This is a genomic window from Vibrio sp. 1167 (genome assembly GCF_033340375.1).
Classification (GTDB): Bacteria; Pseudomonadota; Gammaproteobacteria; order Enterobacterales; family Vibrionaceae; genus Vibrio; species Vibrio alginolyticus.
Genome location: NZ_JAWOWK010000024.1, coordinates 1 through 24,157, shown reverse-complemented (window position 1 = coordinate 24,157; position 24,157 = coordinate 1). Strand labels below are relative to the sequence as shown.

Sequence of the window (24,157 nt, the reverse complement as noted above, 5' to 3'; positions counted from 1 at the left end):
GGAATCAGACAATGGTCGATTCCTACAAGTAACTAAAGGCAAGATTATAGGTGGGAAAGCAGCGTGTACCTAGAAAAGCAAGTCGCCAAAAATGCAAACTTAAGTTAAGTGATGCAAGAATGAGACTACTCAAGTGCTGCGAGGATAGAGCAATGTGTGGCGTCATCGTCTGTATGACCACAACAAGCATCATTAATCTTCTTTAACGCTCGGCGAATTTTCGTCAGCTCGTTAATTTTCCCATCAATCAGCTCTAACTTAGCAGAAGTAATGGCTTTTACCTCTGCACAGCTGTGTTCTGTCGCTTCTAACTTAATTTCTAACAGGTCTTTAATTTCATCCAGACTCAAGCCAAGATCTTTACCTTTGAGGATAAAGTGCACCTGCTTTTGATTCTCTTCATCATACAAGCGGTAGCCTGATTCGCTTCGCCCTGCGGGTTTTATTAGCGCGTTTTTCTCGTAGAAACGCAATGTATCGGCAGTCACACCACAACGTTTTGCCAGTTCACCTATCTGAAACATAACTTTCCCTATTAACTATCTCGTTACTTTTAAAGCTAAAGAACGACTTTTTTGCAATTATTTTTGAGATGCCAAACGATTGCGCGAGCTTTTTTGTAATAAATTGGTTAGAATACGCGCCATCAAATGTGGAGACTGTTTTCTAACCAGAAAACACCCTGCAAAGGTCTTTACCAAAACTGGCCAATATTTTACCCCAAGAGGTAAAAACAAGTTCATTTTTGGCAAACATCTTTAACTCCGTGAATTTGAGGAAAATGGAAGCATGAATAACGCTCGTCCTATTCGCCGTGCGCTTATCAGCGTATCAGACAAAACAGGTATTGTTGAGTTTGCACAAGCTCTTGCTGAGCGCGGTGTCGATATCCTATCTACTGGTGGTACAGCTCGCCTACTTGCCGAACAAGGCATCGCCGTAACTGAAGTCTCTGACTACACTGGTTTCCCAGAAATGATGGACGGCCGCGTTAAAACGCTTCACCCAAAAGTTCACGGTGGTGTGCTTGGTCGTCGTGGCCAAGATGATGACGTGATGGAAAAGCACGGCATCAACCCTATCGATATGGTTGTCGTAAACCTATACCCATTCGCAGAAACCGTTGCCAAAGAAGGCTGTACACTAGCCGACGCTGTTGAAAACATCGATATCGGCGGCCCAACCATGGTTCGTTCTGCAGCGAAAAACCACAAAGACGTGACTATCGTTGTTAACGCAGGTGATTACGGCCGCGTAATTGCAGAGATGGACGCAAACGAGAAGTCTCTAACACTAGAAACTCGCTTCGACCTTGCCATCGCTGCTTTTGAACACACTGCCGCTTACGATGGCATGATCGCAAACTACTTCGGCACTATGGTTCCATCTTACGGTGAGAACAAAGAAGGTGATGAAGAGAGCAAATTCCCTCGTACGTTCAACCAACAGTTCGAGAAGAAGCAAGACATGCGCTACGGTGAGAACAGCCACCAAGCAGCCGCATTCTACGTTGAAGCAAACCCACAAGAAGCATCCGTTTCTACTGCTCGCCAAATCCAAGGTAAAGCCCTTTCTTACAACAACATCGCAGACACGGACGCCGCACTTGAGTGTGTGAAAGAGTTCAACGAGCCAGCATGTGTGATCGTAAAACACGCGAACCCATGTGGTGTAGCGCTGGGTAAAGACATTCTAGAAGCATACAACCGCGCTTACCAAACTGACCCAACATCAGCGTTCGGCGGCATCATTGCATTCAACCAAGAGCTAGATGCTGAAACAGCAACCGCTATTGTTGAACGTCAATTCGTTGAGGTCATCATCGCTCCTTCCGTTTCTGCTGAAGCGATTGAAGTGGTTGCCGCGAAGAAGAACGTACGTCTACTTGAGTGTGGCGAATGGACAACGAAGACAACTGGCTTTGACGTGAAACGCGTGAATGGCGGTCTACTGGTTCAAGACCGCGACCAAGGCATGGTAAGCCTAGACGACCTAAAAGTGGTTTCTAAGCGCCAGCCAACAGAAGAAGAGCTAAAAGATGCACTGTTCTGCTGGAAAGTAGCGAAATACGTGAAATCTAACGCGATCGTTTACTCGAAAAGCGACATGACTATCGGTGTAGGTGCTGGCCAAATGAGCCGCGTTTACTCTGCGAAAATCGCAGGCATCAAAGCTGCAGACGAAGGTCTACAGGTTGAAGGTTGTGTAATGGCATCAGATGCATTCTTCCCATTCCGTGACGGTATCGACGCGGCTGCAGAAGCAGGCATCAAGTGTGTTATCCAACCAGGCGGTTCTATGCGTGATGACGAAGTTATTGCAGCGGCAGACGAACACGGCATGGCGATGATCTTTACCGGTATGCGTCACTTCCGCCACTAATCCTCTCGTCTTCACTGGGACGATAACTGCGTTGACGGCGTTCACTTATCCTAATCACATAGCATACTATGCTCATAGGAATAAGTTCACTTGTCGCCTTGTCCTCGTCCCATTGAATTAGAGAGGCCATACTCAGGTCTTTGCGAAATATCTGAGTTTGAGCAAACGGTATTTATAAGATTAAGGATTTTCATATGCGAGTTTTAATCATTGGTTCAGGCGGTCGTGAACATGCGCTAGGCTGGAAAGCAGCGCAAAACCCAAATGTTGAGACTATTTTCATTGCTCCAGGCAACGCAGGTACAGCACTAGAGCCAAAACTAGAGAACGTAAACATCGATGTAGAAGACATCGCTGGCCTTGTTGCTTTCGCCAAAGAGAAGGCGATTGAACTGACTATCGTTGGCCCAGAAGCACCGCTGGTTATTGGTGTGGTGGATGCGTTCCGCGAAGCGGGCTTACCAATCTTTGGTCCTACCCAAGCCGCAGCGCAGCTTGAAGGCTCTAAAGCGTTTACTAAAGACTTCCTTGCTCGTCACCAAATCCCAACCGGTGCCTACGCAAACTTCACAGAAATTGAACCAGCGCTTGCTTACGTGCGTGAGCAAGGTGCACCGATCGTGGTGAAAGCCGACGGCCTTGCTGCTGGTAAAGGCGTGATTGTGGCAATGACGCTAGAAGAAGCGGAAGACGCAATCAAAGACATGCTAGCAGGCAACGCATTTGGTGATGCTGGTAGTCGTGTCGTTATCGAAGAATTCCTAGATGGTGAAGAAGCAAGCTTCATCGTGATGGTGGATGGTGAGAACGTTCTACCAATGGCCACCAGCCAAGACCACAAACGCGTAGGCGACAAAGATACTGGTCCTAACACCGGTGGCATGGGTGCATATTCTCCTGCTCCAGTGGTGACACAAGAAATCCATAACCGCATTATGGAAGAAGTGATTTACCCAACGGTACGTGGCATGGCCGCTGAAGGTAACCCTTACACTGGTTTCCTATACGCGGGTCTGATGATCGACAAAGACGGCACTCCGAAAGTAATCGAGTACAACTGCCGCTTCGGTGATCCTGAGACACAACCTATCATGATGCGCATGGAATCGGATCTTGTTGATCTGTGTCTAGCGGCAATCGACGAGAAACTGGATCAAGCGGAATCGAAGTGGGATCCACGAGCATCGATTGGTATCGTGCTAGCAGCCGGTGGTTATCCAGCAGCGTACAACAAAGGCGACGTTATTTCGGGTCTGCCACAAGTTGAAATTGAAGGCGAAAAAGTCTTCCATGCTGGTACAGGTAACAAAGATGGCGACATCGTGACAAACGGTGGTCGTGTTCTTTGTGCAACCGCACTTGGCAACAGCGTATCAGAAGCGCAGCAGCGTGCTTACGAGCTTGCAAAACAGATCAGTTGGGATGGCATGTTCCATCGCAACGACATCGGCTACCGTGCAATTGCACGTGAGCAAGACAAATAAAAACAACATAAGTTGGCTCAAAAAACAAAAGGCGCACTCAGCGCCTTTTTTTATTGTTCTTGTTCGACAGAATTCGAAGCAATGTTTATTCAGAGATCAACGTTGGCCGAGAAACACAATCAAAGTCATCGTCATTGAGCATCAACAGTTCATCGACCATTGCTTTGTTTCGTGACTGCTTGCCGACAAAAGCCACATAACTGTCTACCGATGAGAGACGCTCGATAATAAATTTTGGCAGCGTCTGATTAAACTCGAGTGTCGAGAACACCTTACCTTTGCAGGTTTCAAACGATTGACCATTCCAATAACCTTGAATAAGGCTCTGATTGTTACGAGACTGCGCCTTAACCGATGCCACTACGTCATTCGCTTCTGCTTTGTAGCGCTCTAATTGGTCATGCTGGAGTGGTAAGACTTTACGGTTAACACGATATTGTTGGTAAACCGCTTCGCCATCTTTATTGAAACGGATGTGGATTTGAAAAGGCACCAACTCTTGTTTGGTATCAACTTGCTCGCCTTTTCGAATCAACTCTCGCAACTCACCTTCATCCCAGCGATAATCACTCTTGAACCAACCATTGTCCCCCATAGTCACATAATCAGCCGCCGTACTCACACGAGTGAGTTTCTCTGTCATCCAGTACAAGCTGCTAGCATCTCCCGCAACTTTACCACCAGAAAAATGCGTGAATTGTTCTAAATTAGGAGTTTCAACCGATGAACAGCCAAAAAGGGTAAGGCTAGATAGGAGAAGTGAAGTGAGTAGATGTTTTTTCATGAAATTGCACCGAGGCAGGATACCTCGGTGCATTCTAACTTAGTTTACTGATTCTTTCAGCGCTTTACCTGCTACGAATGCTGGTACGTTAGCTGCTGCGATTTGAATCTCGTCACCAGTCTTAGGGTTACGACCAGTACGTGCAGCGCGGTGGTTTACTTTGAATGTACCAAAACCAATTAGTTGAACTTGGTCACCCTCTTTAAGTGCGCCAGTTACACCATCAAGAGTCGCTTCAAGAGCAGCTTTTGCTTGTGCTTTTGATAGGTCTGCTTTCTCTGCGATAAAGTCGATTAATTGGGTCTTGTTCATTAGGTTTCCCTTCTCATAGGTTATCGAATTCGTCTCACTCTAAAACATAAATGCCCCATCTGGCAAAGGTTTGTAAGCGATCTTTCGATTTTCTGACGTACTTTTAGCCATAATATGAGTAATAACTCACAATTTGTTACCACATACCCCCTGAAAACCCTTGCTTTCCAAGGTATTTGGACCAATTTATAAGTCACTTTTGCGGTTATAATAGCTGCAAATAACCACTATCAAACTACATTCAAGGGCAACTATGCTGCTGTTATCCATTTATATCTCTATTGCAATCGGCATTTCGTTTATCTGTTCGGTGCTGGAGGCGGTACTGCTGAGTATCAGTCCGAGCTACATTGCGCAGCTCAATCAACAGGGGCATCCCGCAGCTGGGCAATTGGCTAAGCTGAAATCAGATATCGACCGACCACTGGCATCTATTCTGACTTTAAACACCATCGCTCACACGATCGGCGCGGCCACTGCTGGTGCACAAGCTGCGGTTGTATTTGGTAGCGAAGCATTAGGTATCTTTTCGGCAGTGCTGACATTGGCGATCTTAGTGCTTTCAGAAATCGTACCGAAGACGATTGGCGCGACCTACTGGCGCCAGTTGGCACCCGCTGCCGCGGTCGCATTGCGTTGGATGGTATGGGCGCTTACACCCTTTGTTTGGTTCTCAGAGCAAATCACCAAGCGTCTTGCTCGTAACCACGAAGCTCCAAAGATGCGTGATGAGCTGTCTGCAATGGCGATTCTGGCACGTGAAAGCGGTGAGTTTGCCGAGGGTGAATCAAAAATCTTAAGCAACTTGCTTGGCATCCAAGATGTACCCGTAACGCAGGTTATGACGCCACGACCAGTAGTATTCCGTGTCGATGCCACAATGACCATCAATGAGTTCCTAGAAAAACACAAAGATACGCCTTTCTCACGCCCATTGGTTTACAGCGAGCAGAAAGATAACATCATTGGTTTTGTGCATCGCCTTGAGTTGTTCAAACTACAACAATCAGGTTGTGGACAGAAACAGTTGGGAGCAATCATGCGCCCAATTCAAGTGGTGCTAAACAATACCACTTTACCTAAAGTATTCGACCAGATGATGACTCATCGCTTACAGCTGGCACTTGTTGTTGATGAATACGGTACCGTGCTAGGTTTGGTAACGTTGGAAGATATTTTTGAACACCTCGTAGGCGAGGAGATCATCGACGAAGCAGATAAAAGCACTGACATGCAGGAGCTGGCTTACCAACGCTGGGAAAGCTGGAAAGAAATGCACGGCGTAATCGAAAGCCGCGATGACGATGAAGAAGATAACGAGCTGGAGAAGCAGGATAAAGAGCCAGAAGCTCAAGAGCCACCGAAACCCGACTCGAAAGAATCGTAATCAGCATTAGGTATAACAGCTTAAACGCACAAACAAAAAAGGCATCCAGTTAGGATGCCTTTTTCTATTTATTCAACGATTAAAGTGCAATACCGATGTTGCTCACACCTTCTTCACGTAGCTCTTCACGCAAATCTTTAATCAAGCTGATGTCACGTTCTACCGCTTCACGCAGCGGACGGAAGATAGCCCACTGGACGTCCCACTCTTCACATACGGCTTCGTTTTCTTTCTGGTTGTCGTTAGTGATTGGCTCTGCGCCTTGTGCTTGCTCTAGATCAGCAACGGTTTGTACCGACTGTTGACTCACTTTAAGCATTGAATCGAAAAGGTAGTCGCGGTCCAATAGACCATGCAGTAACGTAGACAACCCCTGACACGCGTCCATCGCTGGGTAAACGCCGTAAAAATCGAACTCATCCGCACTTGGGAACAACTCTTCTAACTTCTCCAATTGACGTTCGAAGTTAATTTTCGCGTTCTTAACTGTCAAAATTTCCCATACACTATCAAGAATCGCTCGGTAAGCACGCGGGTCAGCAAATTCTGTATTCTCACAAAACATCGCATAGTTTGGATACATGCGTTCACACAGACACGCCATAAAGGTAATTTGTTGCCAAGGTTCTAGTTTTTCTAAACGAACCTGAAGAGGATTCTTAAGCATAGTCACTCAATCATTGAAGAAAAAAACAGCGAAAGTGTACTTGATTCATCACAGGGAAAAAAGTTAATGCCGCATTCAAATCAGATTTTCCTGCTCTCAGAGCATCGCGACACCTACAAAACGTTACTGGCAGAGAAAAATCTGCCCGATCTTTGTCTCACCGACCAACCAGAAGCCGCTCAGATCGTACTAGCGGATCCACCCTTACTATCACAAAGCTTAGACGAATTTTCACAGCTTGAATGGGTGCAATCCACGTTTGCTGGTGTCAACGCCTTAACATCCCCTAGCCTTCGTCAGGACTATACTCTAACTAACGTTCGAGGCATCTTTGGTCCACTGATTGCTGAATATGTTTTGGGTTACAGTATTGCCCATTACCGCCACTTTGCCCGATACCACCAGCAACAACAAAACAAACAATGGCAGCCTCACCTATACACGTCATTACAAAGTAAAACCATGGTAATTCTTGGTACCGGTAGCATTGGGGGCTATCTGGGCAACGCCGCTAAAGCAATGGGGATAAAAACTATCGGTATTAACCGCACAGGTATCCCTACTCCAGGCGGCGAGTTTCATCAGACCTTTCATATCAATGAACTAAGTAAGGCATTTGAGCAAGCCGACATCGTTGTGAATACTCTACCAAGTACACCTGAGACGCGACAGTTACTTAATCGTCAAACGCTCAGCCAACTAAATCAGGCGTTATTGTTTAACGTAGGTCGTGGCGACGTACTGGATGAGGCAGGGTTGCTCTTCGCTCTGAAAAACCGTTGGGTAGAACACGCCTTCTTAGATGTGTTTGAGCAAGAACCGTTGTCGGTAGAGCATCCATTTTGGAAACTACCGCAAGTCACCATCACTCCACACATTGCTGCGCTGAGTTTTCCCGAGCAAGTCATCGAGATTTTTGCTGACAACTATCTACGCTGGCGCGATGGGTTTTCATTAAATTATCAAGTGGATTTCGAAAAGGGTTACTAAGAATGTCGTTAGACGAGCTATTGCAGCAAGTGAGGGCCTGCCAGATCTGCGCGGATAACTTACCTTTGGGTGCAAACCCTGTCGTGCAAGCAGCAAAAGGGGCACGCATCCTAATCATCGGTCAGGCCCCTGGCACACGTGTACACAAAACCTCGATACCTTGGAATGACCCAAGTGGTGATCGATTACGCCAATGGCTCGATATCGACAAAGACGTTTTCTACGACCCAAATAAAATTGCCATTGTCCCAATGGGATTCTGTTATCCAGGCAAAGGGAACTCTGGTGATTTACCGCCTCGTAAAGAATGTGCGCCCACTTGGCATAAAAAGATTCTTGAGCAGCTGCCCAATATAGAGCTCACTCTACTAATTGGTCAGTACTCGCAGCAGTACTATCTCACCAACAAACCAAAGACGCTCACGCAAACCGTTCAGCAATGGCAAGATTGGGAACCGGACTTTATCCCGCTCCCTCACCCATCTCCACGCAATACATTGTGGTTAAAGAAGAATCCTTGGTTTGAATCTGACGTCGTGCCATACCTTAAAAAACGCGTTCACTCGATGCTTTAGGTCACCCATGATCTAATTGCTTGTTTATCTGTACAAGAAAATTAGAACATAAAACCCGAAATCATAAGTATTTGTTTATATTAAACTTTAACATCCAGTGTACAGCTAGAGTAGTAATTAGATCATAGTAGGCCAAATACTACTAGAGCTGTACAGCCTTGAGTCTCAGATAGAAAAACTGAATTTTAGGTAAAAAAATACCGGCACTGAATGCCGGCATTTGATTTCAAAAAGTCGAAGTTACTTGTGGTACGGCTTAGATAGTTCGTGTACCGCTTCCACAAATACACCCGCGTTTTCTGGCGGCACATCCAAATGGATACCGTGACCTAGGTTGAACACATGACCAGTACCTGCATTACCAAAACCTTCTAGAATACCCGCGACTTCTTCACGGATACGCTCTGGCGAAGCGTAAAGCATTGATGGGTCCATGTTACCTTGCAGAGCCACTTTATCACCGATACGTACTTTCGCGTCTGCAATGTTGATTGTCCAATCTAGACCAACCGCATCACAGCCCGTTGCTGCGATTTGCTCAAGCCACATGCCGCCATTCTTAGTAAACAGTGTGACTGGCACGCGACGACCGTCGTTTTCACGAATCAGACCATCTACAATCTTGTGCATGTATTGCAGTGAGAACAAATTGTAATCACGAGGCGTTAGTACGCCACCCCATGTGTCAAATACCATTACCGATTGCGCACCCGCTTTAATTTGCGCGTTTAAGTACTCGATAACGCTGTCTGCCAGCTTATCTAGAAGTAGGTGCAGAGTTTGTGGTTCCGCGTACATCATCTTCTTGATCTTGGTAAACGCTTTAGAGCTACCACCTTCGATCATGTACGTCGCAAGAGTCCAAGGGCTACCAGAAAAACCAATCAGCGGCACTTCACCCTTCAGGTCTTTACGGATCTGGCGTACTGCGTTCATTACGTATTGCAGTTCACCTTCAGGATCTGGCAAACCAATTTTTTCCACGTCGGCTTTGCATGTAATTGGGTTATCAAAAACAGGTCCTTCACCCGCAGCAAAACGCAAACCAAGCCCCATTGCATCTGGAATCGTTAAGATGTCCGAGAATAAGATCGCGGCATCAAGAGGAAAACGGCGTAATGGTTGAAGTGTCACTTCGGATGCTAACTCTGCATTTCGACACAAAGACATGAAATCACCCGCTTCTGCACGAGTCGCTTTGTATTCTGGTAGGTAACGACCTGCCTGGCGCATCATCCATACTGGCGTGTAATCTACCGGCTCTTTTAAAAGCGCACGCAGATAACGATCATTTTTTAATTCAGTCATTCCGTAATTCCAACTGTTAGGCTTTCTGTGAAAGGGGGTATTCTATCACTGATTTAAGTCCAATAGCTGTGTGCTTTGCAACCTGGATCAAGTTATTAACTTTTAAATCAATGCTTAATTTGCACCCAATCGGTATCAGTGTTAAAAATTTGTTCGCTAGCGAAAACTACAATTATAAACTGAGTACTTAGTACTCAGCATCTCATAACGACATCTTACTTACCCCCTCCCTCTCGGAGGGTTTTTTTTATCTATTTATCAGACAATTAGAGTCTATATCTTTCAGCGTTTGTTCGATAAGTGCTCTTGCAATCGTTCCTTTAGGCGCAACAGGCGGCATCTCGTCGATACCAAACCATTGTGCATCAGACAGCTCAGTGTAGTCTGGGCTTAACTCTCCGGATTCATAGTCAGCTAAAAACCCCATCATCATACTGGATGGGAAAGCCCAAGGCTGGCTGCCAAAGTAGCGAATATTTTTAACGAGAATTCCCGTTTCTTCATGAATTTCTCGAGCCACGCACTCTTCTAATGTCTCACCGACTTCTAGAAAACCCGCAATAACCGTATACATACCATTTCGATGCCTTGGATGTTGGGCTAATAAGATCTGATTTTCTTTACGTACAGCAACGATAATACACGGAAATATTCTAGGATAATGAAGGGTGCGACATTCACCACACTGCATGGCTAACTGGTTATTATTAAGAAAGTTTCTTCCTCCGCACTGTGGACAAAAGCGCAAACTTTGCGTCATGTGCCCATATTGCACAGCTTTACTTAACAACATAAATAATGGCTCAGGAAAATGCAGGCAGTCACGCAGGGATACTAAAGGTAGATCATGCTCTAAATCGGCCAAGTTAAGCCACATGACGGGCGAACCAGAATACTCACCAATGGGTCTTGCACTCGTTACTGGCAGTGATAACTGCTCTGCAGACCCGAAGGGCACAGCACCATCCACCAGCCAAATTTCACTTCCTGCAACAACACACCAGTATGCATTTATCGCGCGGTTAACATCACCTTTTCTTAACATTACACCATCCCTTTGCTTGAAGTTCGTTCATTTTACTGGCAATCTAATTTCATACTAGAGTTTATCGTTAAGTAAATGTGCACTCTAAATTCTAGTAAGGACAAGAGTTTGTAATAACTTTACTAACTTTGCTTTGCAAAGGATACGTTCGCCGATGGGCGATCAGATCATGAGGGCATGGTCATGCTAAGAAAATTCAAACAAACACAAGACCAGTGGGGTGGCTCAAGTGATGTCATTGATCACTGGTTAGAGACACGACAATCCCTGATTGTTGAATATTGTAAGCTTGCAGCGCTGCAACCTTGTTCGAAAACCAATGTTATTGAACTCCCATCTCCTTCCGAACTGCAGGATTTCTGTCAGCACCTCGTTGATTACATCTCCGAAGGCCACTTTAAAATTTATGACATGGTTATGGACCGTTGGAAAGCAACCGGCTTTGTCGTGACTAATGAGATCAATCAAACCTATGGTCAAATTGTTCTAACGACTGAACCATTATTGAACTTTAACGATAAGTACTCAGAAGTGACTGAAGATGATGAATTAAATGATTTCGATTCTGATATGTGTATCATTGGGGAAATTCTTGAGACTCGCTTTGAAGTCGAGGACTATCTGATACAGCAAATCGCAGAAAGCCTGTCTATGCCACCTGGAGCTTAGTATTTGCAAACATTCAGAAATAGAGTGAGAGAAAAGACTGACGATCATCGTCGGTCTTTTTTGTTTCTAGCTTTATCGAAAATCCCACCGGAAGAACAAAGCAGTATAAAAAACTAAAAAGGCACCCGAAGGTGCCTTTTTCTTAAGCTTTTAACGATTACTCGTTATATGACTTACTCTTCAGAAGAGAAACCAGCGTTTAGAAGTGCCGCTAGGTTATCCGTTGCTTGCTCAGCAGAAGGACCATCTTGCGCTTCAGAACGTTTAGCTTGACGCTCTTGGTGGTATGCGAAACCAGTACCAGCTGGGATCAGACGACCAACAATTACGTTCTCTTTCAGACCACGTAGGTCATCACGCTTACCAGAAACCGCAGCTTCTGTTAGTACGCGAGTTGTCTCCTGGAACGATGCCGCAGAGATGAACGACTCAGTCGCTAGAGATGCTTTAGTAATACCTAGTAGTTCACGTTCGAAACGTGCAGGCTCTTTGCCTTCAGCTTCTAGGTTACGGTTAGCAATCTTAACTTGTGAGTATTCAATCTGCTCACCAGGTAGGAACTCAGAGTCACCAGAGTGAGTAATAGTACACTTACGTAGCATCTGACGAACGATAGTTTCAATGTGCTTATCGTTAATCTTAACGCCTTGTAGACGGTAAACTTCCTGTACTTCGTTAGCAATGTACTGCGTCACCGCGTGTACGCCACGTAGACGTAGGATGTCATGTGGAGACTCTGGACCATCTGCGATCACATCACCACGTTCAACTTTTTCACCTTCGAATACGTTCAACTGACGATGCTTAGGAATCATCTCTTCATAAGCTTCACCGCTTTCACGTGTGATCACTAGGCGACGTTTACCTTTCGTCTCTTTACCAAAGCTCACAGTACCTGTGTGCTCAGCAAGGATTGCAGGCTCTTTCGGCTTACGTGCTTCAAATAGGTCAGCAACTCGTGGAAGACCACCGGTGATATCTTTGTTACCGCCAGACTTCTGAGGAATACGTGCTAGTGTTGCACCAACACCTACTGCTGCGCCATCTTCGATGTTCACAATCGCTTTACCAGGTAGGAAGTAGTGAGCTGGCATATCAGTACCAGGGATCATTACATCGTTACCTTGCTCGTCAACAAGTTTGATAGCTGGACGCATATCTTTACCTGCTGAAGGGCGAGCTGCTGGGTCAGTTACTTCGCTTGAAGATAGACCAGTTAGGTCATCAGTTTGACGAGATACTGTTACGCCGTCGATCATATCTACAAACTGGATGCGACCTGCTACCTCAGTAATGATAGGTAGTGTGTGCGCTTCCCAGTTTGCAACTGTTTCGCCAGCTTGAACTGTATCACCATCGCCTTTGCTTAGTAGCGTACCGTAAGGCAGTTTGTGCTTCTCTTTAGTACGACCAAACTCATCAACGATAGTTAACTCTGTCGCACGAGAAGTGATAACGATCTTACCGTCATCAGCCAATACAGATTTAGCGTTGTGTAGCTTGATAGAACCGTTGTTCTTAACTTGAACACTGTTCTCTGCCGCTGCTGTCGATGCCGCACCACCGATGTGGAACGTACGCATCGTTAGCTGTGTACCTGGCTCACCGATAGACTGAGCAGCAATAACACCCACTGCTTCACCTTGGTTCACTAGGTGACCACGTGCTAGGTCACGACCGTAACATTGTGCACAACAACCGAAGTCAGAATCACACGTTACTACAGAGCGCACTTTCATGCTGTCTACTGAGTTCTCTTCCATGATTTGACACCACTTCTCATCGATCAGGGTGTTACGTGGAATAAGAACGTCTTCAGTGCCAGGTTTTAGTACGTCTTCAGCAACAACACGACCAAGAGCAAGCTCAGAAAGTGCAACTTTAACATCACCACCCTCGATGTGAGGCATCATGTCGACACCTTCGTGAGTGCCACAGTCATGTTCAGTTACAACAACGTCTTGAGCAACGTCTACTAGACGACGAGTTAGGTAACCCGAGTTCGCTGTTTTCAGTGCCGTATCCGCAAGACCCTTACGAGCACCGTGCGTTGAGATAAAGTACTGAAGTACGTTTAGACCTTCTTTAAAGTTCGCTGTGATCGGCGTTTCGATGATTGAACCATCTGGACGCGCCATCAGACCACGCATACCCGCAAGCTGACGAATCTGTGCTGCAGAACCACGAGCGCCCGAGTCCGCCATCATATAGATGCTGTTGAATGACTCTTGCTGTTCCTCTTCACCGTCACGGTTAACTACCGTTTCAGATGAAAGGTTTTCCATCATTGCTTTCGCAACACGGTCGTTGGTCGATGCCCAGATATCGATAACTTTGTTGTAGCGTTCGCCCGCAGTAACAAGACCTGATTGGTACTGTTCCTGGATTTCACGTACTTCTTCTTCCGCTTCTGCGATTTCAGTGTACTTAGCTGCTGGTACAACCATATCGTCGATACCAACAGATACACCAGAAAGTGCCGCGTATGCGAAACCTGTGTACATGATTTGGTCAGCGAAGATTACTGTGTCTTTCAGACCTAGTTTACGGTACGCCTCGTTAAGTAGGTTAGAGATTTGCTTCTTACCTAGCTTTTGGTTAACGATGCTGTACGGTAGACCAGCTGGCACGATTTGCCATAGCATTGCACGACCAACAGTGGTGTCTACCATCTTGGTTTCTGTAGTGCTGTTGCCGTCTTCGTCTACAACAGTTTCTGTAATACGTACTTTAACGCGTGCGTGAAGCTCAGCTTGTTTAGTGCGGTATGCTTTCTCAGCCTCTTCTGGGCCAGAAAGGTACATGCCTTCACCTTTCACGTTGATCTTTTCACGAGTCATGTAGTACAGACCCAATACAACGTCCTGAGAAGGTACGATGATCGGATCACCTGACGCTGGCGACAGAATGTTGTTTGTCGACATCATCAGAGTACGAGCTTCAAGTTGTGCCTCTAGAGTTAGAGGTACGTGAACCGCCATTTGGTCACCATCGAAGTCCGCGTTGTACGCCGCACAAACAAGTGGGTGTAGCTGAATCGCTTTACCTTCGATCAGTACTGGTTCGAACGCCTGGATACCTAGACGGTGAAGTGTCGGTGCACGGTTCAATAGTACTGGGTGTTCACGGATTACTTCGTCTAGGATATCCCAAACGACCGCTTCTTCACGCTCTACCATTTTCTTAGCAGCTTTGATTGTAGTCGCAAGACCACGAGTCTCTAGCTTGCTGTAGATGAATGGTTTGAATAGCTCAAGTGCCATCTTCTTAGGAAGACCACACTGGTGTAGACGAAGGTATGGACCTACTGTGATTACAGAACGGCCAGAGTAGTCTACACGTTTACCTAGAAGGTTCTGACGGAAACGACCTTGTTTACCCTTGATCATATCAGCAAGAGATTTCAGAGGACGCTTGTTAGAACCTGTGATCGCACGACCACGACGACCGTTATCTAGTAGCGCATCAACAGACTCTTGCAGCATACGTTTTTCGTTACGTACGATGATGTCCGGAGCCGCTAGCTCTAGAAGACGCTTCAAACGGTTGTTACGGTTGATCACACGACGGTATAGATCGTTAAGATCAGAAGTCGCAAAGCGACCGCCATCTAGAGGTACTAGAGGACGTAGATCTGGCGGAAGTACTGGAAGTACAGTTAGGATCATCCACTCAGGGTTGTTACCCGATGCGATGAACGCTTCTACCAGCTTAAGACGCTTAGTTACTTTCTTACGCTTAGTTTCAGAGTTTGTTGTCTCTAACTCTTCACGCATTTGTTCTGCTTCAGCGTGCATATCCATAGAACCTAGTAGGTCCTTGATAGCTTCCGCACCCATCTTAGCAGTGAACTCGTCGCCCCACTCTTCTAGACGATCTAGATACTCTTCTTCAGTAAGCATCTGACCTTTTTCTAGATCAGTCATACCAGGCTCTGTTACTACGTACATTTCGAAGTACAGAACGCGTTCGATATCACGTAGAGGGATATCCATTAGTAGACCGATACGAGACGGTAGCGATTTTAGGAACCAGATGTGAGCTACTGGTGAAGCCAGTTCAATGTGGCCCATACGGTCACGACGAACTTTAGTTTGTGTAACTTCTACACCACACTTCTCACAGATAACACCACGGTGCTTCAGGCGCTTGTACTTACCACAAAGACATTCGTAGTCTTTAACTGGACCAAAGATACGCGCACAGAACAGACCATCGCGTTCAGGTTTGAACGTACGATAGTTGATCGTTTCAGGTTTTTTAACTTCACCGAAAGACCATGAACGGATCATGTCTGGTGAAGATAGACCGATTTTGATTGCATCAAATTCTTCGGTCTTATGCTGTGCTTTTAGAAAGTTTAATAAGTCTTTCACAATCAGCTCCTGTAAGGAGTTAAAAGGAGCTCACTTGCTAAAGTGAGCACCTTCTTCCAAATAATCGCTTTGATTCTCTCGACTTTCATCAAGAGAGAAAAGGATTACTCTTCGTCTTCTAGCTCGATGTTGATACCTAGCGAGCGGATCTCTTTCAACAGTACGTTGAACGATTCTGGCATGCCAGGTTCCATGCTGTGGTTGCCGTCTACGATGTTCTTGTACATCTTAGTACGGCCGTTAACGTCATCCGACTTAACCGTTAGCATTTCTTGTAGCGTGTAAGCAGCACCGTATGCTTCTAGTGCCCATACTTCCATCTCACCGAAACGCTGACCACCGAACTGAGCTTTACCACCTAGTGGCTGCTGAGTTACTAGGCTGTACGAACCAGTTGAACGAGCGTGCATCTTGTCATCAACAAGGTGGTTCAGTTTCAGCATGTACATGTAACCAACAGTTACAGGACGCTCAAACGCATCACCTGTGCGACCATCAAACAGTGTTAACTGACCTGATGTTGGTAGATCTGCTAGCTCAAGAAGTGCTTTGATTGACTCTTCTGGAGCGCCATCAAATACAGGAGTCGCGATTGGTAGACCGCCACGCAAGTTCTTGATCAGAGTACGTACTTCATCATCAGATAGAGAAGCAATGTCTACTTTCTGGCGAGTGTCGCCTAGATCGTAAACTTTTTGTAGGAACTCGCGGAATTTCGCTAGTTCTTGCTGCTCTTTAACCATCTGGTTGATCTTGTCACCGATACCTTTCGCTGCCAGACCTAAGTGTACTTCTAGGATCTGACCGATGTTCATACGCGAAGGTACACCCAGTGGGTTAAGTACGATGTCTACAGGCTGACCTTTCTCATCGTATGGCATGTCTTCAACAGGGTTGATCTTAGAGATTACACCCTTGTTACCGTGACGACCCGCCATCTTATCACCAGGCTGAATGCGACGTTTAACCGCTAGGTAAACCTTAACGATCTTCAGGACGCCAGGTGCTAAATCATCACCTTGAGTGATCTTACGACGCTTAGTTTCGAACTTCTTATCGAAGTCAGCTTTTAGCTCATCCCACTGCTCAGCAAGTTGCTCAAGCTGAGTTTGTAGTGCGTCATCTTCTAGCGTTAGTTCTAGCCACTTCTTACGATCAGTTGTGTCTAGTTTCGCTTCAGAGTAACCGCCTTCAATCAATACAGCTTTAACACGGTTTAGAAGGCCGCCCTCAAGAATCTGGAATTCTTCAGTTAGGTCTTTCTTCGCTTCTTTAAGCTGCATCTGTTCGATTTCAAGCGCACGCTTGTCTTTCTCTACGCCATCGCGAGTAAAGACTTGAACGTCGATGATCGTACCTGATACAGAGTTAGGTACACGTAGTGAAGTATCTTTAACGTCAGATGCTTTTTCACCGAAGATTGCACGTAGTAGCTTCTCTTCAGGCGTTAGCTGAGTTTCACCTTTAGGTGTAACTTTACCAACTAGGATGTCGCCACCCTTAACTTCAGCACCGATGTAAACGATACCTGACTCGTCTAGTTTAGACAGAGCAGACTCACCTACGTTTGGAATATCCGCTGTGATCTCTTCAGAACCAAGCTTAGTATCACGCGCCACACAAGTCAGTTCTTGGATGTGGATAGTCGTGAAACGGTCTTCTTGAACTACGCGCTCAGATACTAAGATCGAGTCTTCGAAGTTGTAACCGTTCCAAGGCATGAACGCGATACGCATGTTTTGACCAAGCGCTAGTTCACCAAGGTCTGTTGAAGGACCATCAGCAAGAACGTCACCGCGTGATACAGGCTCACCTGGCATCACACATGGGCGCTGGTTAATACATGTGTTCTGGTTAGAACGTGTGTATTTAGTCAGGTTGTAGATGTCGATACCAGCTTCACCTGGTACTAGCTCTTCTTCGTTAACTTTAACAACGATACGAGAAGCATCTACTGACTGGATTACACCACCACGTTTAGCAACTGCAGTTACACCTGAGTCAACTGCTACGTTACGTTCAATACCAGTACCAACAAGCGGTTTGTCAGCTTTCAGTGTTGGAACTGCCTGACGTTGCATGTTCGCACCCATCAATGCACGGTTCGCATCATCGTGTTCTAGGAACGGGATAAGCGATGCAGCGATAGATACAACCTGGTTTGTCGCAACGTCCATGTACTGAGCGTGCTCACGAGGGTGTAGACCAGATTCACCTTTCTGACGAGCTGTGATCAGCTCATCTGCAAAAGTACCATCTTCGTTTAGCTTAGCGTTCGCCTGTGCGATAACGAATTGGCCTTCTTCGATTGCAGATAGGTAATCTACTTCGTCTGTTACTACGCCATCTACAACGCGACGGTATGGTGTCTCTAGGAAACCGTACTCGTTACAACGCGCAAACGCAGATAGAGAGTTGATCAGACCGATGTTTGGACCTTCAGGCGTTTCGATAGGACACAGACGACCGTAGTGAGTTACGTGTACGTCACGTACTTCGAAGCCAGCACGTTCACGAGTTAGACCGCCAGGACCCAATGCAGAAATACGACGCTTGTGCGTTACTTCTGATAGCGGGTTGTTTTGGTCCATGAACTGTGAAAGCTGTGAAGAGCCAAAGAATTCTTTAACTGCCGCAGAAATTGGCTTCGCGTTGATCAAGTCTTGAGGCATGATTGCGTCAAGATCGCCTAGGCTTAGACGCTCTTTAACTGCACGCTCAACACGTACTAGACCTACACGGAACTGGTTCTCAGCCATTTCGCCTACAGAACGGATACGACGGTTGCCTAGGTGGTCGATATCGTCCACTTCGCCCTTACCGTTACGGATCGCGATCAGCTTCTTCATCACTTCGATGATATCAGTTTCATCAAGCGTGCCTTGCTCTTGAGCATCTTCACGGCCGATAGAGCTGTTGAACTTCATACGACCAACAGTCGATAGATCGTAACGCTCTTCAGAGAAGAATAGGCTTTCGAATAGAGCTTCTGCAGCTTCTTTTGTTGGCGGCTCACCAGGGCGCATCATGCGGTAGATTTCTACCAATGCAGAAATACGATCAACCGTGCTGTCGATACGTAGTGTTTCTGACATGAATGGACCGTGGTCTAGATCGTTCGTGAATAGAACTTCTAGCGCTTTGTGGCCAGCCTGAGATAGGTTCGCTAGTGCTTCCAGGCTGATTTCCTGGTTAGCGTTAACAATGATCTCGCCAGTTGCTTCATTGATGTAATCTTTAGATGCAACTTTACCAACGATGTACTCAACTGGTACTTCGATGTGATCAACGCCATCTTTTTCTAGTTGGCGGATATGACGAGCTGTTACGCGACGACCCTGCTCAACGTAAACTTTACCATTTGCTTCGATGTCGAATGACGCAGTTTCACCACGTAGACGATCAGGAACCAACTCCATCAATAGAGTTTGGTCTTTCACTTCGAAGTTCACTTTCTCGAAGAAGATATCTAGGATTTCTTCTGTCGACTTACCTAGTGCTCGAAGGATGATCGATGCTGGTAGCTTACGACGGCGGTCGATACGAACGTACAAGTTATCCTTAGGATCAAACTCGAAATCAAGCCATGAACCACGGTAAGGAATAACACGTGCGTTGTATAAAACTTTACCTGAAGAGTGGGTCTTACCCTTATCGCTGTCGAAGAACACGCCTGGGCTTCGGTGCAGCTGGGATACGATAACCCTCTCGGTACCGTTGATTACGAAGGTACCATTGTCTGTCATGAGTGGAATTTCACCCATGTAGACTTCTTGTTCTTTAATGTCTTTTACAGTACCTGCTGGCGCGTCTTTATCAAAGATAACTAGGCGTAGTTTTACACGTAGTGGCTTTGAGTAAGTTACACCGCGGATTTGACATTCTTTAACGTCAAAAACTGGCTCACCAAGACGGTAGCTAACGTATTGCAGCTCAGAATTGCCGTTGTAGCTCTGAATCGGGAATACAGAACGGAAAGCGGCTTCAAGACCGTATTGACCTTCAGGATCCTGTTCGATAAATTTGTCGAACGAATCGAGCTGGATCGATAGCAGGTATGGAATGTCCAAAACTTGTGGACGAGTACCAAAGTCCTTACGGATGCGCTTTTTCTCGGTATAAGAGTAAACCATGGGGTTCCTCAGCTCGCTGATAAGTGACCCAAACTGTCCGCCCGCTCCTAGTTACTTAAGGGGGGTAAGGGACAGTGACTAATATAGCTGTTTACTGTAGTGACATTTCATTTCGTAAGAATGAAATGTTTTTTGCATGGATATCAGGCGCTTAAACAGCGGGAAAATTCGCCTATACCCTACAGCGCAAAAAGGCCGGTGGTTAAAAAACCACCAGCCAATTAGCCGTTAGGCTAAGAAACTATGCAATAATTACTTAACAGCAACAGTTGCACCAGCTTCTTCTAGCTGAGCTTTAAGAGCTTCAGCTTCTGCTTTCTCAACACCTTCTTTAAGAGGTGCTGGAGCGCCGTCTACTAGAGCTTTAGCTTCTTTAAGACCTAGGCCAGTTGCGCCACGTACTGCTTTGATTACAGCAACTTTGTTACCGCCAGCAGCTTCTAGGATTACGTCGAATTCAGTTTGCTCAGCAGCAGCTTCGCCTGCAGCAGCGCCGCCAGCTACAACAGCAGCAGCAGCAGAAACACCGAATTTCTCTTCCATTGCTTCGATTAGTTCAACAACTTGCATTACAGACATTTCTGCAACTGCGTCTAGGATTTGCTCGTTAGTAATAGACATAACAATTCTCTTTTAAGTCAACAATAAGTTTATTAAGCAACCAGTAAAAAGCAAGGCTTATGCCGCTGCTTCTTGTTTTTGATCGCGGATAGCTGCGATAGTACGCGCCAGCTTGCCAGCCGAAGCTTCTTTCATGCACATCATTAGGCGTGCAATTGCTTCGTCGTAAGTTGGTAGTGTTGCTAGTACTTCAGCGTCAGTTAAAGCGCCTTCAAATGCAGCAGCTTTGATCTCGAAATCTTTGTTCTCTTTAGCGAAGTCTTTGAAAAGACGCGCTGCAGCACCTGGGTGCTCATTAGAGAATGCGATTAGAGTAGGACCAGTGAAAGTGTCAGTTAGACACTCGTACTCAGTACCTTCAACCGCACGACGAGCAAGAGTGTTACGAACAACTCTCATGTAAACGCCAGCTTCACGAGCTTGTTTACGTAGAGAAGTCATCGCGCCAACTTGAACGCCACGAGAATCAGCTACAACTGCAGAAAGTGCACCACTGGCAGCTTCGTTGACTTCAGCAACAATTGCTTTTTTGTCTTGAAGGTTTAAAGCCATCTTGGATTTACTCCTGGTTGTCGTTACACCACTCACTATCATCACGACAGTGAGAGCTATTGAGGTGCTTCCCCAGAAGAAAGTTAACTATATTACATAGAGCTTTCTGTCAGTTCGGGCACCATCTACGTAGGATAATTAAGTTTGCTTTTACACAAACACCTACGGTCTTGGACGGAGACTGGGTCTTAATTCATTTCGAACTAGGAGACAGTTCAAAGAACCAAAGTTCAGCCCCAACCACAAATATTAGGCGCAAAATTATACACGAATTTTGCGCCTAAGCAAATAAATTATGCTTGAGTGTTCAGGCTAGCCTGATCAACAGCAACACCAGCACCCATAGTAGTAGAGATGCTTACTTTCTTCAGGAAAGTACCTTTCGCTGAAGATGGCTTAGCTTTCTTCAGAGCAACTAGAAGTGCTTCTAGGTTCTCTTTGATCTGCTCAGCAGAGAAGTTTGCTTTACCGATAGTAGTGTGGATGATGCCGTTTTTGTCGTTACGGTAACGAACCTGACCAGCTTTAGCGTTTTTAACTGCTTCAGCAACGTTAGGAGTTACAGTACCAACTTTAGGGTTTGGCATAAGACCGCGAGGACCTAGGATAGTACCTAGTTGACCTACAACGCGCATTGCATCTGGAGAAGCAACAACTACGTCAAAGTTCATTTCGCCTTTCTTAACTTGCTCAGCAAGATCTTCCATACCTACGATGTCTGCGCCAGCTTCTTTAGCTGCTTCAGCGTTAGCACCTTGAGTGAACACTGCAACGCGGATTTCGCGGCCAGTACCGTGAGGTAGTACAGTTGCACCACGTACGTTCTGGTCAGATTTACGAGCATCAATGCCTAGGTTAACAGCAACGTCTACAGACTCAACGAATTTAGCAGTCGCTAGTTCTTGAAGAAGAGCAACAGCTTCGTTGATTTCGTATTCTTTAGTTACGTCAACTTTTTCGCGGATTACGCGCATGCGCTTAGTTAGTTTTGCCATCTTATTAACCCTCTACCACTAGGCCCATTGAACGAGCAGTACCAGCGATAGAACGCTTCATCGCTTCGATGTCAGCACCAGTCATATCAGCAGCTTTAGTTTCTGCGATTTCTTGGATTTGAGCGTCAGTTACAGTACCAACTTTTTCAGTGTTTGGACGACCTGAACCAGACTTAACGCCAGCAGCTTTCTTAAGAAGAACAGCAGCAGGTGGAGTCTTAGTTACGAACGTGAAAGAACGGTCGCTGTATACTGTGATAACTACTGGAGTTGGTAGACCTTTCTCAATAGATTCTGTTTTTGCGTTGAACGCTTTACAGAATTCCATGATGTTCACACCGTGTTGACCTAGTGCAGGACCTACTGGTGGACTAGGGTTAGCCATACCAGCAGCAACTTGTAGCTTGATGTAAGCTTCAACTTTCTTAGCCATGATAATTCCTAAGTTTGGGTACAAACGCTAATCGCGGATCAGCTCCCCGTTTGTGTAAGAAACTTTTTACTTCACTTGAAGTAAAAAGGCGCGAAATTATAGTCATAATCCGCGCCTTATACAACCCTAAAAAGGTGATTTTTTATACTCTTTAACGAAGAGTCTTAGTCCAGCTTTTCAACCTGACCAAATTCAAGCTCAACTGGTGTCGCACGACCAAAGATCGATACCGACACTTTCAGGCGGCTCTTCTCGTAATCCACTTCTTCAACAGTACCGTTGAAGTCAGCAAATGGACCTTCGTTAACACGTACCACTTCACCCGCTTCGTACATTGTACGCGGACGAGGCGCTTCACTCGCTTTCTCAAGACGATTAAGAATCGCGTCAGCCTCTTTATCCGTGATAGGTGCCGGACGGTCTGAGGTACCACCAATGAAGCCCATGACACGCGGCACACTGCGTACTAGGTGCCATGATTCATCGTTCATAATCATCTGAACAAGGACGTAACCTGGGAAGAACTTACGCTCAGATTTGCGACGCTGACCCGCGCGCATTTCCACTACTTCTTCAGTAGGAACCAGTACTTCACCGAATAGCTCTTCCATGCCGTGCATTTTGATATGCTCGCGCAGAGATTGAGCTACACGACCTTCAAATCCAGAGAAGGCTTGAACCACATACCAGCGTTTTTTTGGAGCTTCACTCATGAATAAAAACCCTCTATACCCCAGTTGCTAGAGCTACTAGACGAACCATAATTCCGTCAATACCCCATAGCACTAGAGCCATTACAATACTTACAGCTAAAACGATCAGTGTTGTTTGCATGGTTTCTTGGCGAGTAGGCCAAACAACTTTACGTACTTCCATACGAGATTCTTTTGCAAAACTGATCGCTGCTTTACCTTTAGTCGTTGTTGCTGCAACGCCTAAGGCAGCTGCAATAAGAACAACAACGCCTGCAGCACGAACCACTACAGACATTTCACCATACAGGTAATTACCCACAACAGCGGCAGCTGCCAATACGAAAGCGGCTACCCACTTAAACGTATCTGCTGCGTTTGAGCTATCAGGAGTTTCAGCATTATTTGCTTTCATAAAACCAACCTGTTACAAGTCTTAATATAGACGACAACAACCCCGCTGTTGCAGGGCAAACTCCATATCGCTGAAAAAATCAGCGTACTCTTCTTAAGATTAAGCCTCTTTGCTTAATCTTGCTCTGCGCCCAACCCACTTCTGAACAAGAAAACAGCAAAAATAATGTTGAGTGCAGAAAAAGGGCATCAAATGATGCCCTTTTTGCTACTGGTTCGTCAAATCTAATTCAAGATTTTCCGAAAGCATCGCTAATTCGCTATGAATTAGTCGAAGATCTTAGCAACAACACCAGCACCTACTGTACGGCCACCTTCACGGATCGCGAAACGTAGAC

The 24,157-nt window shown here is 45.9% G+C and carries 20 protein-coding genes and 1 pseudogene; 6 read left to right on the top strand and 15 right to left on the bottom strand.

The window, feature by feature from the left end; genetic code table 11:
• Positions 1-125: 125 nt before the first annotated feature.
• On the bottom strand, positions 126-524 hold the full coding sequence (gene zntR / locus R7Z78_RS23585) for a Zn(2+)-responsive transcriptional regulator (protein WP_005382529.1): 399 nt from the start codon (positions 522-524) through the stop codon (positions 126-128).
• Positions 525-789: 265 nt separating this feature from the next.
• Here zntR and purH point away from each other — a divergent pair, with 265 nt between their 5' ends.
• On the top strand, positions 790-2,382 hold the full coding sequence (gene purH, locus R7Z78_RS23580; protein ID WP_005383658.1) for a bifunctional phosphoribosylaminoimidazolecarboxamide formyltransferase/IMP cyclohydrolase: 1,593 nt from the start codon (positions 790-792) through the stop codon (positions 2,380-2,382).
• Between the two features lie 194 nt (positions 2,383-2,576).
• The gene (gene purD, locus R7Z78_RS23575) at positions 2,577-3,866 is read left to right on the top strand and encodes a phosphoribosylamine--glycine ligase (RefSeq protein WP_053307545.1); all 1,290 of its coding nucleotides are present in this window, start codon (positions 2,577-2,579) and stop codon (positions 3,864-3,866) included.
• 85 nt (positions 3,867-3,951) lie between these two features.
• Here the strand turns inward: purD and R7Z78_RS23570 are convergent, their stop codons facing one another.
• Together R7Z78_RS23570 and hupA are read right to left on the bottom strand one after the other, a co-directional pair.
• Positions 3,952-4,650, bottom strand: a complete 699-nt coding sequence (locus R7Z78_RS23570) for a DUF1481 domain-containing protein (protein WP_031780911.1) — start codon at positions 4,648-4,650, stop codon at positions 3,952-3,954.
• A gap of 39 nt (positions 4,651-4,689) precedes the next feature.
• Positions 4,690-4,962, bottom strand: a complete 273-nt coding sequence (gene hupA, locus R7Z78_RS23565) for a nucleoid-associated protein HU-alpha (RefSeq protein ID WP_005382524.1) — start codon at positions 4,960-4,962, stop codon at positions 4,690-4,692.
• A 253-nt stretch (positions 4,963-5,215) separates the two neighbouring features.
• Between hupA and R7Z78_RS23560 the strand changes: the two genes are divergently transcribed.
• On the top strand, positions 5,216-6,349 hold the full coding sequence (locus R7Z78_RS23560; protein WP_005384697.1) for a hemolysin family protein: 1,134 nt from the start codon (positions 5,216-5,218) through the stop codon (positions 6,347-6,349).
• Positions 6,350-6,428: 79 nt separating this feature from the next.
• On the opposite strand, the gene R7Z78_RS23555 is transcribed toward R7Z78_RS23560, so the two are convergent.
• Positions 6,429-7,016: a YjaG family protein gene (locus R7Z78_RS23555; RefSeq protein ID WP_005382520.1), complete on the bottom strand. Its 588-nt coding sequence runs from the start codon at positions 7,014-7,016 to the stop codon at positions 6,429-6,431.
• A 66-nt stretch (positions 7,017-7,082) separates the two neighbouring features.
• Between R7Z78_RS23555 and R7Z78_RS23550 the strand changes: the two genes are divergently transcribed.
• Positions 7,083-8,006, top strand: a complete 924-nt coding sequence (locus R7Z78_RS23550; protein ID WP_054577304.1) for a D-2-hydroxyacid dehydrogenase — start codon at positions 7,083-7,085, stop codon at positions 8,004-8,006.
• 2 nt (positions 8,007-8,008) lie between these two features.
• Positions 8,009-8,581: a uracil-DNA glycosylase family protein gene (locus tag R7Z78_RS23545; protein WP_005382518.1), complete on the top strand. Its 573-nt coding sequence runs from the start codon at positions 8,009-8,011 to the stop codon at positions 8,579-8,581.
• A 240-nt stretch (positions 8,582-8,821) separates the two neighbouring features.
• On the opposite strand, the gene hemE is transcribed toward R7Z78_RS23545, so the two are convergent.
• The gene (hemE, locus tag R7Z78_RS23540; RefSeq protein ID WP_054577305.1) at positions 8,822-9,889 is read right to left on the bottom strand and encodes a uroporphyrinogen decarboxylase; all 1,068 of its coding nucleotides are present in this window, start codon (positions 9,887-9,889) and stop codon (positions 8,822-8,824) included.
• 247 nt (positions 9,890-10,136) lie between these two features.
• Positions 10,137-10,934, bottom strand: a complete 798-nt coding sequence (gene nudC / locus R7Z78_RS23535) for an NAD(+) diphosphatase (RefSeq protein ID WP_005382516.1) — start codon at positions 10,932-10,934, stop codon at positions 10,137-10,139.
• 177 nt (positions 10,935-11,111) lie between these two features.
• On the opposite strand from nudC, the gene R7Z78_RS23530 reads away from it, so the two are divergent.
• The gene (locus R7Z78_RS23530) at positions 11,112-11,603 is read left to right on the top strand and encodes an Rsd/AlgQ family anti-sigma factor (protein WP_047102538.1); all 492 of its coding nucleotides are present in this window, start codon (positions 11,112-11,114) and stop codon (positions 11,601-11,603) included.
• Between the two features lie 173 nt (positions 11,604-11,776).
• Here R7Z78_RS23530 and rpoC read toward each other — a convergent pair whose 3' ends face one another.
• The 9 genes and pseudogenes from rpoC to R7Z78_RS23485 form a co-directional block, all read right to left on the bottom strand.
• Positions 11,777-15,979, bottom strand: coding sequence for a DNA-directed RNA polymerase subunit beta' (gene rpoC / locus R7Z78_RS23525; protein ID WP_005382514.1), 4,203 nt, complete (start codon positions 15,977-15,979; stop codon positions 11,777-11,779).
• Positions 15,980-16,083: 104 nt separating this feature from the next.
• Positions 16,084-20,112: a DNA-directed RNA polymerase subunit beta gene (gene rpoB / locus R7Z78_RS23520; RefSeq protein WP_005384685.1), complete on the bottom strand. Its 4,029-nt coding sequence runs from the start codon at positions 20,110-20,112 to the stop codon at positions 16,084-16,086.
• Between the two features lie 252 nt (positions 20,113-20,364).
• Positions 20,365-20,733 carry a 50S ribosomal protein L7/L12 gene (gene rplL / locus R7Z78_RS23515; RefSeq protein WP_005382540.1) on the bottom strand — a complete coding sequence of 123 codons (369 nt, stop codon included), beginning with the start codon at positions 20,731-20,733 and terminating at the stop codon, positions 20,365-20,367.
• 57 nt (positions 20,734-20,790) lie between these two features.
• Positions 20,791-21,285: a 50S ribosomal protein L10 gene (gene rplJ / locus R7Z78_RS23510; protein WP_005382538.1), complete on the bottom strand. Its 495-nt coding sequence runs from the start codon at positions 21,283-21,285 to the stop codon at positions 20,791-20,793.
• A gap of 293 nt (positions 21,286-21,578) precedes the next feature.
• Positions 21,579-22,280 carry a 50S ribosomal protein L1 gene (gene rplA / locus R7Z78_RS23505; RefSeq protein ID WP_005384683.1) on the bottom strand — a complete coding sequence of 234 codons (702 nt, stop codon included), beginning with the start codon at positions 22,278-22,280 and terminating at the stop codon, positions 21,579-21,581.
• A 4-nt stretch (positions 22,281-22,284) separates the two neighbouring features.
• Positions 22,285-22,713 (bottom strand): 50S ribosomal protein L11, encoded by a 429-nt coding sequence (gene rplK, locus R7Z78_RS23500; protein ID WP_005384682.1) that lies wholly within the window; start codon positions 22,711-22,713, stop codon positions 22,285-22,287.
• A 164-nt stretch (positions 22,714-22,877) separates the two neighbouring features.
• The gene (gene nusG, locus R7Z78_RS23495) at positions 22,878-23,426 is read right to left on the bottom strand and encodes a transcription termination/antitermination protein NusG (protein WP_005384681.1); all 549 of its coding nucleotides are present in this window, start codon (positions 23,424-23,426) and stop codon (positions 22,878-22,880) included.
• A gap of 13 nt (positions 23,427-23,439) precedes the next feature.
• Complete coding sequence (secE, locus tag R7Z78_RS23490) at positions 23,440-23,820, bottom strand: preprotein translocase subunit SecE (protein WP_005384680.1); 381 nt, start codon at positions 23,818-23,820, stop codon at positions 23,440-23,442.
• A 266-nt stretch (positions 23,821-24,086) separates the two neighbouring features.
• Positions 24,087-24,157: pseudogene (locus R7Z78_RS23485) on the bottom strand (elongation factor Tu); the annotation flags it as partial.

What these genes read in the sequence shown, in the direction of transcription:
- R7Z78_RS23545 (WP_005382518.1), top strand. Translation starts at nt 8,009, where the DNA reads ATGTCGTTAGACGAGCTATTGCAGCAAGTGAGGGCCTGCCAGATCTGC.
- hemE (WP_054577305.1), bottom strand. Translation starts at nt 9,889, where the DNA reads ATGACTGAATTAAAAAATGATCGTTATCTGCGTGCGCTTTTAAAAGAG.
- zntR (WP_005382529.1), bottom strand. Translation starts at nt 524, where the DNA reads ATGTTTCAGATAGGTGAACTGGCAAAACGTTGTGGTGTGACTGCCGAT.
- R7Z78_RS23550 (WP_054577304.1), top strand. Translation starts at nt 7,083, where the DNA reads ATGCCGCATTCAAATCAGATTTTCCTGCTCTCAGAGCATCGCGACACC.
- R7Z78_RS23560 (WP_005384697.1), top strand. Translation starts at nt 5,216, where the DNA reads ATGCTGCTGTTATCCATTTATATCTCTATTGCAATCGGCATTTCGTTT.
- secE (WP_005384680.1), bottom strand. Translation starts at nt 23,820, where the DNA reads ATGAAAGCAAATAATGCTGAAACTCCTGATAGCTCAAACGCAGCAGAT.
- nudC (WP_005382516.1), bottom strand. Translation starts at nt 10,934, where the DNA reads ATGTTAAGAAAAGGTGATGTTAACCGCGCGATAAATGCATACTGGTGT.
- purD (WP_053307545.1), top strand. Translation starts at nt 2,577, where the DNA reads ATGCGAGTTTTAATCATTGGTTCAGGCGGTCGTGAACATGCGCTAGGC.
- R7Z78_RS23530 (WP_047102538.1), top strand. Translation starts at nt 11,112, where the DNA reads ATGGTCATGCTAAGAAAATTCAAACAAACACAAGACCAGTGGGGTGGC.
- rplK (WP_005384682.1), bottom strand. Translation starts at nt 22,713, where the DNA reads ATGGCTAAGAAAGTTGAAGCTTACATCAAGCTACAAGTTGCTGCTGGT.
- rplA (WP_005384683.1), bottom strand. Translation starts at nt 22,280, where the DNA reads ATGGCAAAACTAACTAAGCGCATGCGCGTAATCCGCGAAAAAGTTGAC.
- R7Z78_RS23570 (WP_031780911.1), bottom strand. Translation starts at nt 4,650, where the DNA reads ATGAAAAAACATCTACTCACTTCACTTCTCCTATCTAGCCTTACCCTT.
- R7Z78_RS23555 (WP_005382520.1), bottom strand. Translation starts at nt 7,016, where the DNA reads ATGCTTAAGAATCCTCTTCAGGTTCGTTTAGAAAAACTAGAACCTTGG.
- purH (WP_005383658.1), top strand. Translation starts at nt 790, where the DNA reads ATGAATAACGCTCGTCCTATTCGCCGTGCGCTTATCAGCGTATCAGAC.
- hupA (WP_005382524.1), bottom strand. Translation starts at nt 4,962, where the DNA reads ATGAACAAGACCCAATTAATCGACTTTATCGCAGAGAAAGCAGACCTA.
- rplL (WP_005382540.1), bottom strand. Translation starts at nt 20,733, where the DNA reads ATGTCTATTACTAACGAGCAAATCCTAGACGCAGTTGCAGAAATGTCT.
- rpoB (WP_005384685.1), bottom strand. Translation starts at nt 20,112, where the DNA reads ATGGTTTACTCTTATACCGAGAAAAAGCGCATCCGTAAGGACTTTGGT.
- nusG (WP_005384681.1), bottom strand. Translation starts at nt 23,426, where the DNA reads ATGAGTGAAGCTCCAAAAAAACGCTGGTATGTGGTTCAAGCCTTCTCT.
- rplJ (WP_005382538.1), bottom strand. Translation starts at nt 21,285, where the DNA reads ATGGCTTTAAACCTTCAAGACAAAAAAGCAATTGTTGCTGAAGTCAAC.